This window comes from Noviherbaspirillum sp. Root189, from assembly GCF_001428545.1.
GTDB lineage: Bacteria > Pseudomonadota > Gammaproteobacteria > Burkholderiales > Burkholderiaceae_D > Noviherbaspirillum.
In genome coordinates this window covers 63,896-77,306 of sequence record NZ_LMHZ01000005.1, presented here as the reverse complement: position 1 = coordinate 77,306, position 13,411 = coordinate 63,896, and the positions used below count along the sequence as shown (strand labels likewise).

Below are 13,411 nucleotides of genomic sequence, written 5' to 3'. Positions count from 1 at the left end.
AAGGAGCGAATGCTCCAATTGACGCAACATCCGGTCGATATTGTTCCAAGGTGGGAGTTTCTGGGCGTTAAAATAAGCGGCGTCCTTTCACTAACTGGTTCCCATGCTCCGTCCTTCAGCCTTTCTTCTATCAGTCCTGCCATCCTTGTTGCTGGCGACCGCCGCTCATGCGAATGTGGTTGTCGTACTTAATTCGCGCGACGCCAGCATTAGTCTGCTGGACCAGACCTCGCACAAGGAAATCGGCACGATCACCGTCGGTAAAGAGCCGCATCACCTGATGGCCACGCCCGACAATAAGTCACTGATCGTCGGTAGCGCCCTCGGAAACGAACTGGTTTTTCTCGACCCCAGGACTGGACAGGTCCAGAATCGTGTCAAGGACATCATCGATCCTTACCAGATAGGTTTTTCGCCTGACCAGAAATGGTTTGTGTCGAATGCACTACGACTCGACCATGTCGACATCTATAGCTATGACGGCAAGGACTTCAAGCTCGCCAAGCGTATGCCGCTCGCGAAACTGCCCAGCCACATGGCCTTTAGCGCAGACAGTAAAACCGTTTTCATTACCCAGCAGGGTTCCGATCAAGTCAGTGCGATTGACCTTGCTACCCAGACCGTGAAATGGACCATCCCGGTTGGCAAGCTTCCCGCAGGGATTTCCATGACGCCCGACGACAAGTATCTGTTAGTTGGCATCATGGGCAGCGATTATGTTGAAGTTATCGACTGGCGCGCGCAAAAGACGGTCAAGAAAATCAAGGCTGGCGAAGGCGCGCACAACTTCCGCTCAATGGGTGACAAGCGGCATATCTTCGTGTCGAATCGGGTGTCCAACACGATCAATATCATTGACCAGCAGACCCTGGAAAATGTCGGCACCATTAATGTACCCGGCGGTCCCGATTGCATGGAGCTGACCGATGACGGCAAGACACTGTGGACAACGCTGCGCTGGGTGAAAAAGGTCGCCGTCATCGATGTCGCAACGAAGAAAGTGGTCAAGACTATTCCCGTCGGCCGTTCGCCGCACGGTGTATATTTTGCCAACCACGCTCCGCGGATGTGATGAAAAACCTGCTGGTCGTCGCCAGCCTGATGACGGTGGCCGTTCCCGTACATGTCAGCGCCGGTCCTGCGGATGCGGTTTGCAAGGGCACCATTTACCTGACCTTCGACACCGGTAGCCAGTCGCAGGCCGACCATATCGCCAGCACACTGAACAAGCATCATGTCAAGGCGACATTCTTCCTGGCCAACGAGAAGACCGTCAACGGCGACTATTCCCTGGACCCGTCCTGGGCACCTTACTGGAAGGCGCGGGTAGCGGAAGGGCATGCATTCGGCACCCATACTTTTGATCATGTCTATGTCCAGCGTGACCTGCCGGACGGGCGGCTTGCCATGAAGCCTCAGTTTGGTCCGAACGCCGGCAAGCAGCAGGTGTGGACAGCGCAACAATACTGCAACGAATTGCGACGGGTCGAACAGCGATTTACCGATCTTACCGGCGCCAGGCTCGATCCGCTATGGCGTGCCCCGGGTGGCCGGCTTACCCCGGGACTGCGCGCTGCGGGCGAATCCTGCGGTTATGCCCATGTGGGGTGGACGGATGGCGCCGGCTTTTCCGGCGACGAATTGCCCAGCGAGACGTGGCCGAACAGCCGTTTGCTTCAGCGTGCGTTGAATGGATTGAAAGACGGTGATATCTTCGTCGCGCATCTTGGCATCTGGTCGCGCAAAGATCCATGGGCGCCCGCTGTCCTTGATCCCCTGATCACGGGGCTGAAGGAAAAGGGCTTTTGCTTTGCCACCTTGCGAGACCATCCCGCCTACCGCAGGAAACGCTGACAGTTGCCGCATAGTCCGAGATGGGCGTGCACCCGCGGGCATTCACGCATCGGCCCGATGCATGAGTGATGCATGAGTGTATTAACGTATTAACCTTCAGACACTGACAACATGACCCACACCCTTGTCGAATGGTTTTCGGATATCCATGGCTGGTTATTCCAGAGCGTCGTGCAGCCCTTGCTGTACATGCTGACACTTGGCGACGTCACTGAAGAAGCGTTTGACGGCACCGAATGGTTTTTACTCGGCCTGCTTGAGCTTGCCATACTCTTCATTGTCCTGCGCCCGCTTGAAGCGTGGATTCCGGTCAAGAAAGATATTGACCCGTCAGCCCGGCGGATCGATTTTCTTTACAGCTGCATCCACCGCCTCGGCGCCTTTACGCTGGTCGTGTTTTTTCTTCTGGACCCGCTATTCGACCTGATTGCCGGACATTTGCGCCTGCTGGGCGTCGTTCACTTCAATCTGGAAACGCTGTGGCCAAGTGTGACGGATGTTCCCGTAGTCGCTTTCCTGATTTATCTCGTGGTGCTCGATTTCTTCGATTACTGGTATCACCGCGCCAGCCATCAGTTCGGATGGTGGTGGGGCTTGCACAGTTTGCACCACAGCCAGCTGGATATGAACCTGTGGTCGGATAACCGCAACCATCTACTCGACGACTTGCTGCGTGACATTTATCTGGCGGTCATCGCGCTGGTCATTGGGGTCGAACCGTCGCAATATGTATTACTGGTCGCCGCCTCGCGCATGTTGCAGAGTTTGCAGCATGCCAATGTACGTGTTCACTTCGGTGCAATCGGTGAGCGTTTGCTGGTTTCTCCGCGCTTCCATCGCACTCATCATGCGATTGGGATCGGACATGAATCAAAAGGCGGCGGAACCTTGGGTGGCTGCAATTTCGCGGTCCTGTTCCCGGTATGGGACATCGTGTTTCGTACTGCCCGCTTCAGCAGGGAATTTGCCATGACAGGTATTCGTGACCAGCTGCCGCCACCTGAAGGTAAAGGACGTGATTACGGACGTGGCTTCTGGGCACAGCAGTGGCTGGGGCTGAAGCATATGCGTGAGTTCGCGCGCAGGAAAACATCTTGATGAAAAAGGTTCTGGTCGCCTTTGGCAAGGCGCTGCTGTCACAGCTGCATTTCCGCATGCTATTGTTGACCATCCTTCCCTTCGTGCTGTCGGTCGCGCTTTGGGGTGTTCTGCTGTGGTTGGGGCTGCAGCCGATGATCGATTGGCTGCATGCCTATTTTGCCGACAACAATGGTTTTCAGGTAGCCGGCGAGATGCTCGGCTGGTTCGGACTTGGCGCCATCAAAACGGTCATTGTCCCGCTGATCGCAATGTGGGTGCTGCTGCCATTGATGATCCTGACCGCGCTGGTATTCGTTGGCGTTTTTGCCATGCCCATCATCGCGCGTCACATCGGCAGCCGTCATTACCCGCTACTGGAACAACGCAAGGGCGGGACCGTGCTGGGCAGCCTGTGGATTGCGACTTATTCCTTCCTTATCTTTGCGGTGTTGTGGGTGATCACTTTGCCGCTATCCATGTTTCCGCCATTGACGTTTATTGTGCAGCCTGCACTCTGGGGCTGGCTGACTTACCGGGTCATGGCCTATGACGCATTGGCCGACCATGCGGATGCCTCGGAAATAAAGCTCGTCCTCAGGCAGCATCGCTGGCCGCTGCTAGCCATCGGCGCCATCACTGGCGCCATGGGCGCGGCGCCTACCTTGCTCTGGCTCGGCGGCGCCCTGTCGGTCATTTTCTTTCCCCTGCTGGCCGCGGGTGCGATCTGGCTCTACGTGCTGGTATTCGTGTTTACAGGCCTGTGGTTCGAGCACTATTGCCTTGATGCGCTGGCGCAATCTCGTGGCGCGGCCAATATGCCGGTAACCACTTCGCCGCCCATGAAGGATATCAACTGAGAACCATCAAAGGTGGCGACAGGATGAATTTCAGTGGCTGAGGCATAATGTCCTTTTGCCAATCAACTTGCTGCCATGGCCATTGGACTGATTATCATCGGTGACGAAATCCTTTCCGGAAAACGTACCGACAAGCATTTTCCCAAAGTCGTCGAATTGTTGAACGCACGCGGCCTGCAGCTTTCCTGGGCCGAATATGCCGGAGACGACCGTGCGCGTATCACGAATGTCCTGACGCGTGCGTTTGCCACTGACGACATCGTATTTTCTTGCGGCGGCATCGGTGCGACGCCGGACGATCACACGCGTCAATGTGCGGCGGCAGCGTTGAACCTGCCACTTGTCTTGCATCCCGAGGCAAAGGCAAAGATCGAGGAACGTATCGCGGATGTGGCGCGAGAGGCCGGCAAGGCGCCTGACTATAACGCGGCGGACAACGCGCACCGATTGAAGATGGGCGAGTTTCCCGAAGGCGCGTCGATCATTCCAAATCCCTACAATAAAATTCCCGGGTTCTATGTCGAACACGGTGTGGGCGGGGCGACGTATTTCGTGCCGGGCTTTCCGGTAATGGCGTGGCCGATGATCGAGTGGGTGCTTGATAACAGGTATTCGCACCTGTTCCAGAAAGTGCCGCGGCTGGAAAAGGCAGTGCTGGTGTTTGAGCAGGCGGAGTCGAGGTTGACGCCTTTAATGGAGGCGCTGGAAAGCGAATTCCCGCTGGTGAAGGTGTTTAGTCTGCCAAGTGTGGGTGATGCGACTATTCGCCGGCATATTGAGCTGGGGGTGAAGGGTGAGCCATCGCAGGTGGAACTGGCCTTTGCGAAGATGGTGGGCGAACTGGATCGCCTGGGGGCCGAGTATCAGGGATGCTGAAGGGGACCAACGCAGGTGGCCTGTAATACCTTCCGGATTTCGGCCGGGTAGTCGAAGAAAGACGTCAACCCTGGCCGCTCATTCAGCGTTCCCTTAATGCGTCCGGCGGACGCAAATCCATTTGCGTGCGCCGATGGTATCGCCCACGAGCGACCGCCATCGTGAACGTCATTTTCTTCGACACACAAAGAAGTTTCGCTCGTTTCGCTTAAGAGTTCCTTTGGCATCATGCAAAGTGCAGCAGAGATTGAAATTCTTGATGTGTGCTAAGGACTAGCGATGCACCCTCAAGATAAAGTCTCGAGGTTTTCAAAATGACATACAGACACAGAAGTAGAAACGGCAGCGCCGCGCACGGCGCATGTGTCTTACCTCTGTCTGTCCAAGGAACTCCTCACGATGAAGCCCAATCCTGCCAACAGCGACAACGCTGCAGTGCCCGCCAACAAGATGGAACTGATTTGTCCGGCGGGAAGCCTTCCAGCGTTGAAGGCAGCTGTTGAACATGGTGCCGACTGCGTGTACATCGGCTTTCGCGATTCGACCAATGCACGCAATTTTGCCGGATTAAACTTTGACGATGACGCCATTGCCAAAGGCATTCGCTACGCTCACGATCATGGCAGCAAGGTGCTGGTTGCGCTGAACACGTATCCGCAAGCCGCTTCATGGGTGCAGTGGCGGGATGCTGTGGACCGTGCGGCGGATCTCGGTGTGAGCGCCGTTATCCTGGCCGATCCCGGCCTGATGCAGTACGCATCGGAAAAGCACCCGCAATTGCGGTTGCATCTGTCCGTGCAGGGGTCGGCGACCAATGTTGAAGCGATCAACTTTTACCGTGAACGCTTCGGTGTCGCGCGGGCGGTGCTGCCTCGCGTCCTGTCGCTACAGCAGGTTGAACATGTGGTGCAACATACGCCGGTCGAGATCGAAGTCTTTGGCTTCGGCAGTTTGTGCGTCATGGTGGAAGGACGCTGCGCGCTATCTTCCTATGTTACCGGTGAATCACCAAACACCCATGGCGTTTGTTCGCCTGCCAAGGCAGTGCGCTGGAATCAGACACCTCAGGGACTTGAATCACGCCTGAACGGCGTTCTCATCGACCGTTACCAAGACGGAGAAAACGCCGGATATCCAACGCTCTGCAAGGGACGGTTTGATGTCAATGATGAAAACTACTACGCGATCGAGGAGCCGACAAGCCTCAATACCCTGGAGCTGCTTCCACGCCTTGCCGAAATTGGCGTACGGGCAATCAAGATCGAGGGCAGGCAACGCAGCCCTGCGTACGTGGCGGAGGTGACAAAGGTATGGCGTGCTGCGATCGACACCTGCAACGCCGCCGGGCAGCGTTACTCGATCAAGCCCATCTGGATGAATACCCTCGATGCGGTTGCCGAAGGTCGGCAGCACACGCTTGGCGCTTACCACAGGCCCTGGAAATAGATGAGGGCCTGTCTTCAACACGCATTGGGGAGAATATCTTGAAGCTCGCATTGGGTCCCATTCAATACTACTGGCCACGTGATGCTGTTTTCCGGTTTTATAAATCCATCGCGGCAACGCCGGTGGATATTGTCTATCTAGGCGAAACCGTATGCTCGCGCCGGCATGAACTGCGCCTTGCAGACTGGACGAACATTGCTGAAAAACTGCGCGACGCAGGAAAGGAAGTGATTCTTTCAACCCAGGTATTGCTGGAGTCGAAGTCCGACGTCACCGTACTGAAGGCAATTACCGGTAATGGCGGTTTTCTGGTGGAAGCCAATGACTTCGGCGCCGTTCGCTTGCTCGCCGACGTTGCTCCCTTCATTGCCGGCTCTCAGCTCAACATCTACAACGCGCAAACACTGCAGCTTATGGCTAAACTCGGCGCCCGGCGCTGGGTCGTTCCTCTCGAGACAAGCCGACAGTCGCTTGCCTGTGTCCTTGAGGATAAGGTGCAGATCGAAACCGAACTCTTTGCTTATGGCCGCATGCCCCTCGCCTATTCGGCCCGATGCTTCACCGCTCGTCATCACAATTTACCCAAGGACGACTGTCAGTTCAAATGCCTTGAGTATCCGGACGGCCTGTTGATGAAAACCCGTGAGTCGGAACATTTCCTCACATTGAATGGCATCCAGACGCAGTCGGCGCTTGTCTATAACCTGGTAAGGGAAATGGATGCGTTTCGCGAACTGGGTGTCGGCGTGCTCCGTATCAGTCCGCAGGCGAACCATACCGACGAAATCGTGACGCTCTTCCATGCCGCGATGAACGGCGAAAAGACGGTCTCAAAGGCTCTTGCGGACATGGAAGCCCTGGCGCCCGACCGGTTCTGCGACGGCTACTGGCATGGCCAGCCCGGTCTGAACCAGATCGCTGCATAGGAAGACATGCGGCATGGTCCATGGCGAAAGACTCAACGTCGTTACGCACCTTGCCGGTACGGTGTTGGCGCTCTGCGGCAGCGCAATACTCATCCTGCTCGCGGCCCGTGGCGGTGATCCATGGAAGGTGGTGAGCGTCAGCGTGTATGGCGCAATGTTGTCCGCCTTGTACGCCATTTCGGCGCTTTATCATGGCACCCGCGGCCCGGCCAAAGACATCATGCGCAAGATGGACCACTGCGCAATATATTTGTTGATTGCCGGTTCCTACACACCATTCACCTTGGTCACTTTGCGAGGTGGGCTCGGTTGGAGCCTGTTTGGCACTATATGGGGGCTGGCTGCAGTCGGCATTGCGCAGGAAATCTGGCTTGCCAGGGGGCCTCGCATTTCGTCTCTCGTCATCTATCTGGCGATGGGCTGGCTTGCATTGGGAGCGATCGTGCCGCTGAGCGCGTTGTTGAGCCGGACCGGGCTGGCCTGGTTGATCGCCGGCGGGGTGGTCTACACGATTGGCATCGTGTTCTATGCACTGGACAAACGCATTCCTCATGGCCATGGCGTCTGGCACCTTTTTGTTCTTGGCGGCAGTGCCTGCCATTATTCGGCAATTGCTTTCCACGTTCTATGAGCCGAGCTGGCAAGCGCCACATCCTGATACTTAACTGAATGAAAGAACGCGAGATGGAACAGGCTTATGTTCTGCCCGGCCCAGTAGGCCGGCTGTTGTCGTTGCTACCTTCTTACCCTGGCTCTGTATTGTTCACCATCGGCCTTAATATTGGGTTGACCCGACATTTGCCGGGCGACCTGTGTGAAGCATTGCAGGGAAAGACCTTACGTATCGGCGTGATCGATGCAGGCGCTAATTTCGCTTTCCGATGGAATAACGGCCACTTCTCGGCGTGTGCTCCCACCCCGGAGGTTGATCTCACCATCAGCGCAAATGCACACGACTTCTTGTTGCTTGCGCGCCGCCAGGTGGATCCGGACACGCTGTTCTTTTCCCGCAGGCTGTTGATCACCGGGGATACCGAACTTGGTTTACGGGTGAAGAATGCCCTCGATGGCCTTGACCTTACCGCACCCGAGTTCCTTAGGCTGGCGCCAAGGCATATGTTGTCCTTACTGAAAAATCGCGGAGGTTTTACAGAAGGACAGCCTTAGAGTAACCCACCAGATAGCGCCATCGCTTCTTGCTGCCTTTTACAAAAGACGGAGGAGCAACTGACAGAGAGGTAGGTTAATGCAAGACTTCTGAATCAAGTAGCGTCGTTCCCTATCGAGCCTTCACCTCATCCAGCAATCCTTGCCTGCGAATGAACTCCACGACCTTTTCCACGCCTTCACCACTGCGCAGGTTGGTAAAGATAAACGGCCGATCGCCGCGCATCCTCTTCGCATCACTCGCCATCACGTCCAGGTTCGCTCCCACATAAGGCGCAAGATCCGTCTTGTTGATGATCAGCAGGTCCGACCGCGTAATGCCCGGTCCGCCCTTGCGTGGAATCTTTTCCCCACCCGCCACGTCGATCACATAGATTGTGAGGTCCGACAATTCCGGGCTGAAGGTCGCTGCAAGATTATCCCCGCCCGATTCGACCAGGATCAGATCCAGGTCCGGAAAATCCGCGCTCATTCGTGCAATCGCTTCAAGATTGATCGAGGCATCCTCGCGGATCGCCGTGTGCGGGCAGCCACCGGTTTCCACGCCCATCAGGCGCTCCGCCGGCAAGGCATCAGCACGCAGCAGGATTTCCATGTCTTCCTTGGTATAGATGTCATTGGTGATGACCGCCATGTCGTAATGGTCGCGCATGGACTTGCAAAGCATTTCACAAAGCGCCGTCTTGCCCGATCCGACAGGACCGCCGATGCCGACACGCAAAGGATTGGAGGATGGTTTCATAGTCATCAGAAATAAAAATTCAGGAACGATAAAGTCGGCTGTACTGTACTTCGTGCTGCATGGACATCAGCGACAGGCCGGGCGACCAATTGGACAGCTCATGATCGGGTAACTGTTCGGCATACCGCGCCGCCGCTTCCAGCTCAGGCTGCAGCGAAAGAAGCAGCTTCTGTCCGGCGACCTGACCGAGCGGAACGGACTTGACGCATACCAGCACCTGATTCTCCGCCCATGAAAACAGCATGCCGAGCAGGGCGGCATCATGCGGAACCTGCAGAGCCACGGCAGCAAAAGCCAGCGCAGTTGGCAAGGGAATTTCAGTCTGCGCCTGGAGAATGTCACGCAGCGCTTCATCGCCCAGTCCGAGCTCCAATGCCAGCTTCGACAGCGAGTAGCCCATCTGTATGGTTTCGGCACGAAACTCGGCGGTGTCGCGCGCCGCGATAAAACGTTCATTCCATTCAGCCACAGCCTGCGCGTCGCGTGCCGCGAAAGCCTGCATCAGACGGCACAGCACCGGCGCTTCAAAACGCGCGATGACATGATGCAGGGCATCCACGATCCACTGCCGCGCCGTCGCATCATTACGCACGATGCCGGATTCCAATGCTGCTTCCAGCCCTTGCGAATAGCTGTATGCGCCGATCGGCAACGACGGGCTAGCTAACTGCAGCAGATGGAGCAAGGCGGTGGCCTGCATGTCAGCTCTTGTCGGAAGGACGATGAATCTTCTGGCGCAACGGAATCGGCGCCAGTGGATGATGGTCGTCGCCATGGTGATGGTGGCCGCCGCCATAGGCACCGGATTCCGGTTCGAACGCGGCAAGTTCTTCAGTTACTTTTGCACCGAGACCTTCGAGCATTTCCTTGAGTACGGGATCCTTCCGGATACGCAGGAAGCCCTTTCCATCGTCACCATCCACCTGTGCCTGCGTATGACGATTGCCAAGGTGGAAGGCACAACGGAGCAGCGTGCGTGGCGTATTGCACTCCACGCGATACGTGGACTCCTTTGCCGCCACGATCCGGACGACTCGTCCGTCGTCGCCTTTGAGCAAATCGCCGTTGCGAAGCACCGTTCCACGCACGGTGAATACAGCAACTTCTTCGCCGGAGGCAAGTTGCGCGCGCAGGCGGCTCTTTTCGCGAAGCTCGAAAGGGAGGATCAGTTCGCCGCTGACTTCGGCAGCGGTCTCAATTTTGGTATGAAGTGTAAGCATCGATAAATGTCAGAACAGGAAGTAACGTTGTGCCATCGGCAAGACCTTCGCCGGTTCGCACACCAGCAGTTCACCATCGGCGCGTACTTCATAGGTCTCGGGGTCGACTTCCATGCGCGGCGTCAATCCGTTATGGATCATGTCGGCCTTGCGCACCTGGCGGGTGTTCTTTACCGCGATCAAGGACTTGCTGAGCTTGAGCGCATCGCCTATTCCCGCATCGATTGCCGCCTGCGAAACGAAGGTGAAGGAAGTGCGCAGCGCCCCGCCGAAGGCACCGAACATCATCCGGTAGTGCACCGGCTGCGGCGTCGGAATCGACGCATTCGGATCGCCCATCTGTGCAGCGGCAATCATGCCGCTCTTCAGGATCATCGACGGCTTTACGCCGAAGAATGCTGGCTTCCACAACACGATGTCGGCAATCTTGCCGACTTCCAGCGAGCCAACCACATGCGAAATTCCGTGCGTGATCGCCGGGTTGATCGTGTACTTGGCGATGTAACGCTTGACGCGGAAGTTGTCGCTGCGCGAGCTGTCTTCAGCGAGGGAGCCGCGTTGCACTTTCATCTTGTGTGCGGTCTGCCAGGTGCGCATGATGACTTCGCCCACGCGGCCCATTGCCTGGGAGTCGGAAGACATCATCGAAATCGCACCGAGGTCATGCAGGATATCTTCGGCGGCAATGGTTTCACGTCGGATGCGTGACTCCGCGAATGCAACGTCTTCCGCAATCGCCGGATCCAGATGGTGACAGACCATCAGCATGTCGAGATGTTCATCCAGCGTATTGACCGTGTACGGTCGCGTCGGATTGGTTGAAGATGGCAGGACATTGCCTTGCCCCACTGCCGCAATGATGTCAGGCGCATGACCGCCGCCCGCACCTTCGGTATGGAAAGTGTGGATGGTTCTATCCTTGAATGCCGCCAGCGTGTGCTCGAGAAAGCCGCCTTCATTCAGCGTGTCGGTATGGATCGCTACCTGCACGTCCATACGGTCGGCGACCGAAAGGCAATTGTCGATGGCGGCCGGCGTCGTGCCCCAGTCTTCATGCAGTTTGAGCCCAATGGCACCGGCGCGGATTTGCTCTTCCAGCGGTACTGGCAGGCTGACATTGCCCTTGCCGAGAAAGCCAAGATTCATGGGAAAGGCATCGGCTGCAGCCAGCATCGAATGAATATGCCAGGGACCCGGCGTGCATGTGGTCGCCGCCGTACCAACCGCCGGGCCGGTACCTCCGCCGAGCATCGTCGTGACGCCCGACATCAGTGCTTCTTCGATCTGTTGGGGACAGATAAAGTGAATGTGCGAATCGATGCCGCCCGCTGTCACGATCATGCCTTCGCCGGCAATGATTTCCGTGGCGCCGCCAATGGCCATGGTGACGTCCGGCTGAATATCGGGATTGCCAGCCTTGCCGATGCCGGCGATGCGTCCGCTTTTCAATCCAATGTCGGCCTTGACAATGCCCCAATGGTCGACGATCAGCGCATTGGTAATCACGGTGTCCATCACATCCTTGTGATTGCGCTGCGACTGGCCCATGCCGTCACGGATCACCTTGCCGCCGCCGAATTTCACTTCTTCGCCGTAGGTGGTGAAATCCTTCTCGACTTCAATGAACAGTTCGGTATCGGCGAGCCTTACCCGGTCACCCACGGTTGGCCCGAACATTTCGGCATACGCCTGACGAGAAATTTTTGTCATTTGAGTTTCCCCATCACTTTGCCGTTAAAACCGTACACGGTACGATCCCCTCCCAGGGCGAGCAGCTCGACCGTGCGCTGCTGTCCGGGTTCAAAGCGGACCGCCGTGCCGGCGGCGATATTGAGCCGCATGCCATAGCCAAGCTGACGGTCGAATTGCAGTGCCGGGTTGACTTCAAAAAAATGGAAGTGCGAGCCCACCTGGATCGGGCGGTCGCCGCTATTGGCGACCGTCACGGTGACTGTCGCGCGGCCGGCATTGAGTTCGATGTCGCCGGGTTCAACCAGCATTTCTCCTGGAATCATGTGGCCTCCTATGGGATCGGATGGTGGACAGTCACCAGCTTGGTGCCGTCGGGGAAGGTGGCTTCGACCTGGATATCGGGAATCATCTCGGCCACGCCGTCCATGACGTCATTGCGTGTCAGGATGCGTGTGCCTTCGGACATCAGTTCGGCGACAGTCCTGCCATCGCGCGCTCCTTCCATGATGGCGGCGGTGATGAGCGCGACCGCTTCGGGATAATTCAGTTTCAGGCCGCGTGCCTTGCGCCTTTCAGCAAGCAGGGCAGCAGTGAAGATGAGGAGTTTGTCTTTTTCGCGTGGAGTCAGCTCCATCCATTTTCTCCTAGTAGGTTAATCCGATCCCGGATCCGGTAATCAGGCATATCAGGTCAGGTGTTCCAGATACGCGGTACGACGGCTTCCCGGCCGGTAAGGGCCGGGCGCAGTCGCTGCCAGGTGTGCATCATCAGTCGCCTTGCGGTCTGGCTCGAGTGTCCGAGATAGCGCGCGACGATGACGGATTTCATTTGCGTGACACCAAATGCGCCGTCGCTCACGTCGGCTTCACGCAGCGTTGCCATCATGCTGGCGGCAAGCGGTTTGCCTACCGCGATCAGTGTCGCGCACACGGTATTGCCTGCCAGTCCGAGCGGGCTCGTCATTGCCGCACTACCGGCTGCCAGCATGCCTTGCTCAAACCACAGCAGCTTGCCGTCGCGACGGATGCTGGTCTTTTGCTCGACCATGCCGCTATCGAAGGATTCGCCGGAGGCGGTGCGTCCAAAGCAAAGGATTTCAGTTCCGATATACGTCGCGTCCGTTCCAAGTTCTATCGCCGTGTCCAGCCGGACATGCGCGGCGTCGAAGAATATCGTCTCCTGTGGCAGCCATTCCAGCGTGGCGCTGTCGCCCGCTTGCAAGTGCACGTCCTGTCGAGAGATGTGACCGTTGGCCTTGTACCATTTCGCTGCGCCGGGCGTGGTCAACAAGGCGCCGGCATTCTGGCCGACGCTGGCATCAATGCGGAGTTCATCGCCGCCTACCACGCCGCCGGGCGGGTGCACGACGATCGCATGACAAACCTGCCCACCTTCGGGATACAGTGGCTTCTGCACCCGCAGCGGACCCCTATGCGTGCGTTCCATCAGGCGCGTGGTATCGCGGTCGGATACGAACCCGAGCGTTAGCTGGGCTTGCCACCGGGCATGCGAAGGTGGAGCAAGAACTGGATCTGTAGCGATGCGCTTCAT

Annotated in this window: 16 protein-coding genes; 9 read left to right on the top strand and 7 right to left on the bottom strand. The window is 57.1% G+C overall.

Annotation, left to right across the window (positions count from 1 at the left end; all coding sequences use genetic code 11):
- Positions 1–103 precede the first annotated feature (103 nt).
- From ASE07_RS03965 to ubiT, 9 genes are all read left to right on the top strand, one after another.
- The gene (locus tag ASE07_RS03965) at positions 104–1,072 is read left to right on the top strand and encodes a YVTN family beta-propeller repeat protein (RefSeq protein WP_057289512.1); all 969 of its coding nucleotides are present in this window, start codon (positions 104–106) and stop codon (positions 1,070–1,072) included.
- 29 nt (positions 1,073–1,101) lie between these two features.
- Positions 1,102–1,854, top strand: a complete 753-nt coding sequence (locus ASE07_RS03960; protein ID WP_235548349.1) for a polysaccharide deacetylase family protein — start codon at positions 1,102–1,104, stop codon at positions 1,852–1,854.
- Between the two features lie 111 nt (positions 1,855–1,965).
- The gene (locus ASE07_RS03955; RefSeq protein WP_057289510.1) at positions 1,966–2,952 is read left to right on the top strand and encodes a sterol desaturase family protein; all 987 of its coding nucleotides are present in this window, start codon (positions 1,966–1,968) and stop codon (positions 2,950–2,952) included.
- Positions 2,952–3,791, top strand: coding sequence for an EI24 domain-containing protein (locus ASE07_RS03950; protein ID WP_057289509.1), 840 nt, complete (start codon positions 2,952–2,954; stop codon positions 3,789–3,791). The genes ASE07_RS03955 and ASE07_RS03950 overlap by 1 nt, the downstream gene beginning before the upstream one ends.
- 75 nt (positions 3,792–3,866) lie before the next feature.
- The gene (locus tag ASE07_RS03945) at positions 3,867–4,667 is read left to right on the top strand and encodes a competence/damage-inducible protein A (RefSeq protein WP_057289508.1); all 801 of its coding nucleotides are present in this window, start codon (positions 3,867–3,869) and stop codon (positions 4,665–4,667) included.
- A gap of 399 nt (positions 4,668–5,066) precedes the next feature.
- Positions 5,067–6,113 (top strand): ubiquinone anaerobic biosynthesis protein UbiU, encoded by a 1,047-nt coding sequence (gene ubiU, locus ASE07_RS03940; protein ID WP_057289507.1) that lies wholly within the window; start codon positions 5,067–5,069, stop codon positions 6,111–6,113.
- Positions 6,114–6,151: 38 nt separating this feature from the next.
- Positions 6,152–7,039 carry a U32 family peptidase gene (locus ASE07_RS03935; RefSeq protein ID WP_082583942.1) on the top strand — a complete coding sequence of 296 codons (888 nt, stop codon included), beginning with the start codon at positions 6,152–6,154 and terminating at the stop codon, positions 7,037–7,039.
- A 13-nt stretch (positions 7,040–7,052) separates the two neighbouring features.
- A complete protein-coding gene (trhA, locus tag ASE07_RS03930; protein ID WP_057289506.1) occupies positions 7,053–7,670 on the top strand; it encodes a PAQR family membrane homeostasis protein TrhA in 618 nt (205 codons plus the stop codon).
- Positions 7,671–7,708: 38 nt separating this feature from the next.
- Positions 7,709–8,206, top strand: a complete 498-nt coding sequence (ubiT, locus tag ASE07_RS03925; RefSeq protein WP_235548345.1) for a ubiquinone anaerobic biosynthesis accessory factor UbiT — start codon at positions 7,709–7,711, stop codon at positions 8,204–8,206.
- A gap of 112 nt (positions 8,207–8,318) precedes the next feature.
- Here ubiT and ureG read toward each other — a convergent pair whose 3' ends face one another.
- Genes ureG through ASE07_RS03890 form a run of 7 tightly spaced genes read right to left on the bottom strand, consistent with a single transcriptional unit; the run spans position 8,319 to position 13,411 of the window.
- Positions 8,319–8,948: an urease accessory protein UreG gene (gene ureG, locus ASE07_RS03920; RefSeq protein WP_442946048.1), complete on the bottom strand. Its 630-nt coding sequence runs from the start codon at positions 8,946–8,948 to the stop codon at positions 8,319–8,321.
- Positions 8,949–8,967: 19 nt separating this feature from the next.
- On the bottom strand, positions 8,968–9,648 hold the full coding sequence (locus ASE07_RS03915) for an urease accessory protein UreF (protein ID WP_057289504.1): 681 nt from the start codon (positions 9,646–9,648) through the stop codon (positions 8,968–8,970).
- A gap of 1 nt (position 9,649) precedes the next feature.
- Positions 9,650–10,168 carry an urease accessory protein UreE gene (ureE, locus tag ASE07_RS03910; RefSeq protein WP_057289503.1) on the bottom strand — a complete coding sequence of 173 codons (519 nt, stop codon included), beginning with the start codon at positions 10,166–10,168 and terminating at the stop codon, positions 9,650–9,652.
- A gap of 9 nt (positions 10,169–10,177) precedes the next feature.
- Positions 10,178–11,878 (bottom strand): urease subunit alpha, encoded by a 1,701-nt coding sequence (gene ureC / locus ASE07_RS03905; RefSeq protein WP_057289502.1) that lies wholly within the window; start codon positions 11,876–11,878, stop codon positions 10,178–10,180.
- Positions 11,875–12,183 (bottom strand): urease subunit beta, encoded by a 309-nt coding sequence (locus ASE07_RS03900; RefSeq protein ID WP_057289501.1) that lies wholly within the window; start codon positions 12,181–12,183, stop codon positions 11,875–11,877. Before ASE07_RS03900 ends, ureC begins: the two co-directional genes overlap by 4 nt.
- Before the next feature lie 8 nt (positions 12,184–12,191).
- Positions 12,192–12,494 carry an urease subunit gamma gene (locus tag ASE07_RS03895; RefSeq protein WP_057289500.1) on the bottom strand — a complete coding sequence of 101 codons (303 nt, stop codon included), beginning with the start codon at positions 12,492–12,494 and terminating at the stop codon, positions 12,192–12,194.
- A 56-nt stretch (positions 12,495–12,550) separates the two neighbouring features.
- Positions 12,551–13,411 carry an urease accessory protein UreD gene (locus tag ASE07_RS03890; protein ID WP_057289499.1) on the bottom strand — a complete coding sequence of 287 codons (861 nt, stop codon included), beginning with the start codon at positions 13,409–13,411 and terminating at the stop codon, positions 12,551–12,553.

What these genes read in the sequence shown, in the direction of transcription:
- ubiU (WP_057289507.1), top strand. Translation starts at nt 5,067, where the DNA reads ATGAAGCCCAATCCTGCCAACAGCGACAACGCTGCAGTGCCCGCCAAC.
- ASE07_RS03950 (WP_057289509.1), top strand. Translation starts at nt 2,952, where the DNA reads ATGAAAAAGGTTCTGGTCGCCTTTGGCAAGGCGCTGCTGTCACAGCTG.
- ASE07_RS03900 (WP_057289501.1), bottom strand. Translation starts at nt 12,183, where the DNA reads ATGATTCCAGGAGAAATGCTGGTTGAACCCGGCGACATCGAACTCAAT.
- ASE07_RS03890 (WP_057289499.1), bottom strand. Translation starts at nt 13,411, where the DNA reads ATGAAGCGCATCGCTACAGATCCAGTTCTTGCTCCACCTTCGCATGCC.
- ASE07_RS03965 (WP_057289512.1), top strand. Translation starts at nt 104, where the DNA reads ATGCTCCGTCCTTCAGCCTTTCTTCTATCAGTCCTGCCATCCTTGTTG.
- ASE07_RS03945 (WP_057289508.1), top strand. Translation starts at nt 3,867, where the DNA reads ATGGCCATTGGACTGATTATCATCGGTGACGAAATCCTTTCCGGAAAA.
- ASE07_RS03960 (WP_235548349.1), top strand. Translation starts at nt 1,102, where the DNA reads ATGACGGTGGCCGTTCCCGTACATGTCAGCGCCGGTCCTGCGGATGCG.
- ubiT (WP_235548345.1), top strand. Translation starts at nt 7,709, where the DNA reads ATGAAAGAACGCGAGATGGAACAGGCTTATGTTCTGCCCGGCCCAGTA.
- ureC (WP_057289502.1), bottom strand. Translation starts at nt 11,878, where the DNA reads ATGACAAAAATTTCTCGTCAGGCGTATGCCGAAATGTTCGGGCCAACC.
- ASE07_RS03895 (WP_057289500.1), bottom strand. Translation starts at nt 12,494, where the DNA reads ATGGAGCTGACTCCACGCGAAAAAGACAAACTCCTCATCTTCACTGCT.
- ASE07_RS03955 (WP_057289510.1), top strand. Translation starts at nt 1,966, where the DNA reads ATGACCCACACCCTTGTCGAATGGTTTTCGGATATCCATGGCTGGTTA.
- trhA (WP_057289506.1), top strand. Translation starts at nt 7,053, where the DNA reads ATGGTCCATGGCGAAAGACTCAACGTCGTTACGCACCTTGCCGGTACG.
- ureE (WP_057289503.1), bottom strand. Translation starts at nt 10,168, where the DNA reads ATGCTTACACTTCATACCAAAATTGAGACCGCTGCCGAAGTCAGCGGC.
- ASE07_RS03915 (WP_057289504.1), bottom strand. Translation starts at nt 9,648, where the DNA reads ATGCAGGCCACCGCCTTGCTCCATCTGCTGCAGTTAGCTAGCCCGTCG.
- ureG (WP_442946048.1), bottom strand. Translation starts at nt 8,948, where the DNA reads ATGAAACCATCCTCCAATCCTTTGCGTGTCGGCATCGGCGGTCCTGTC.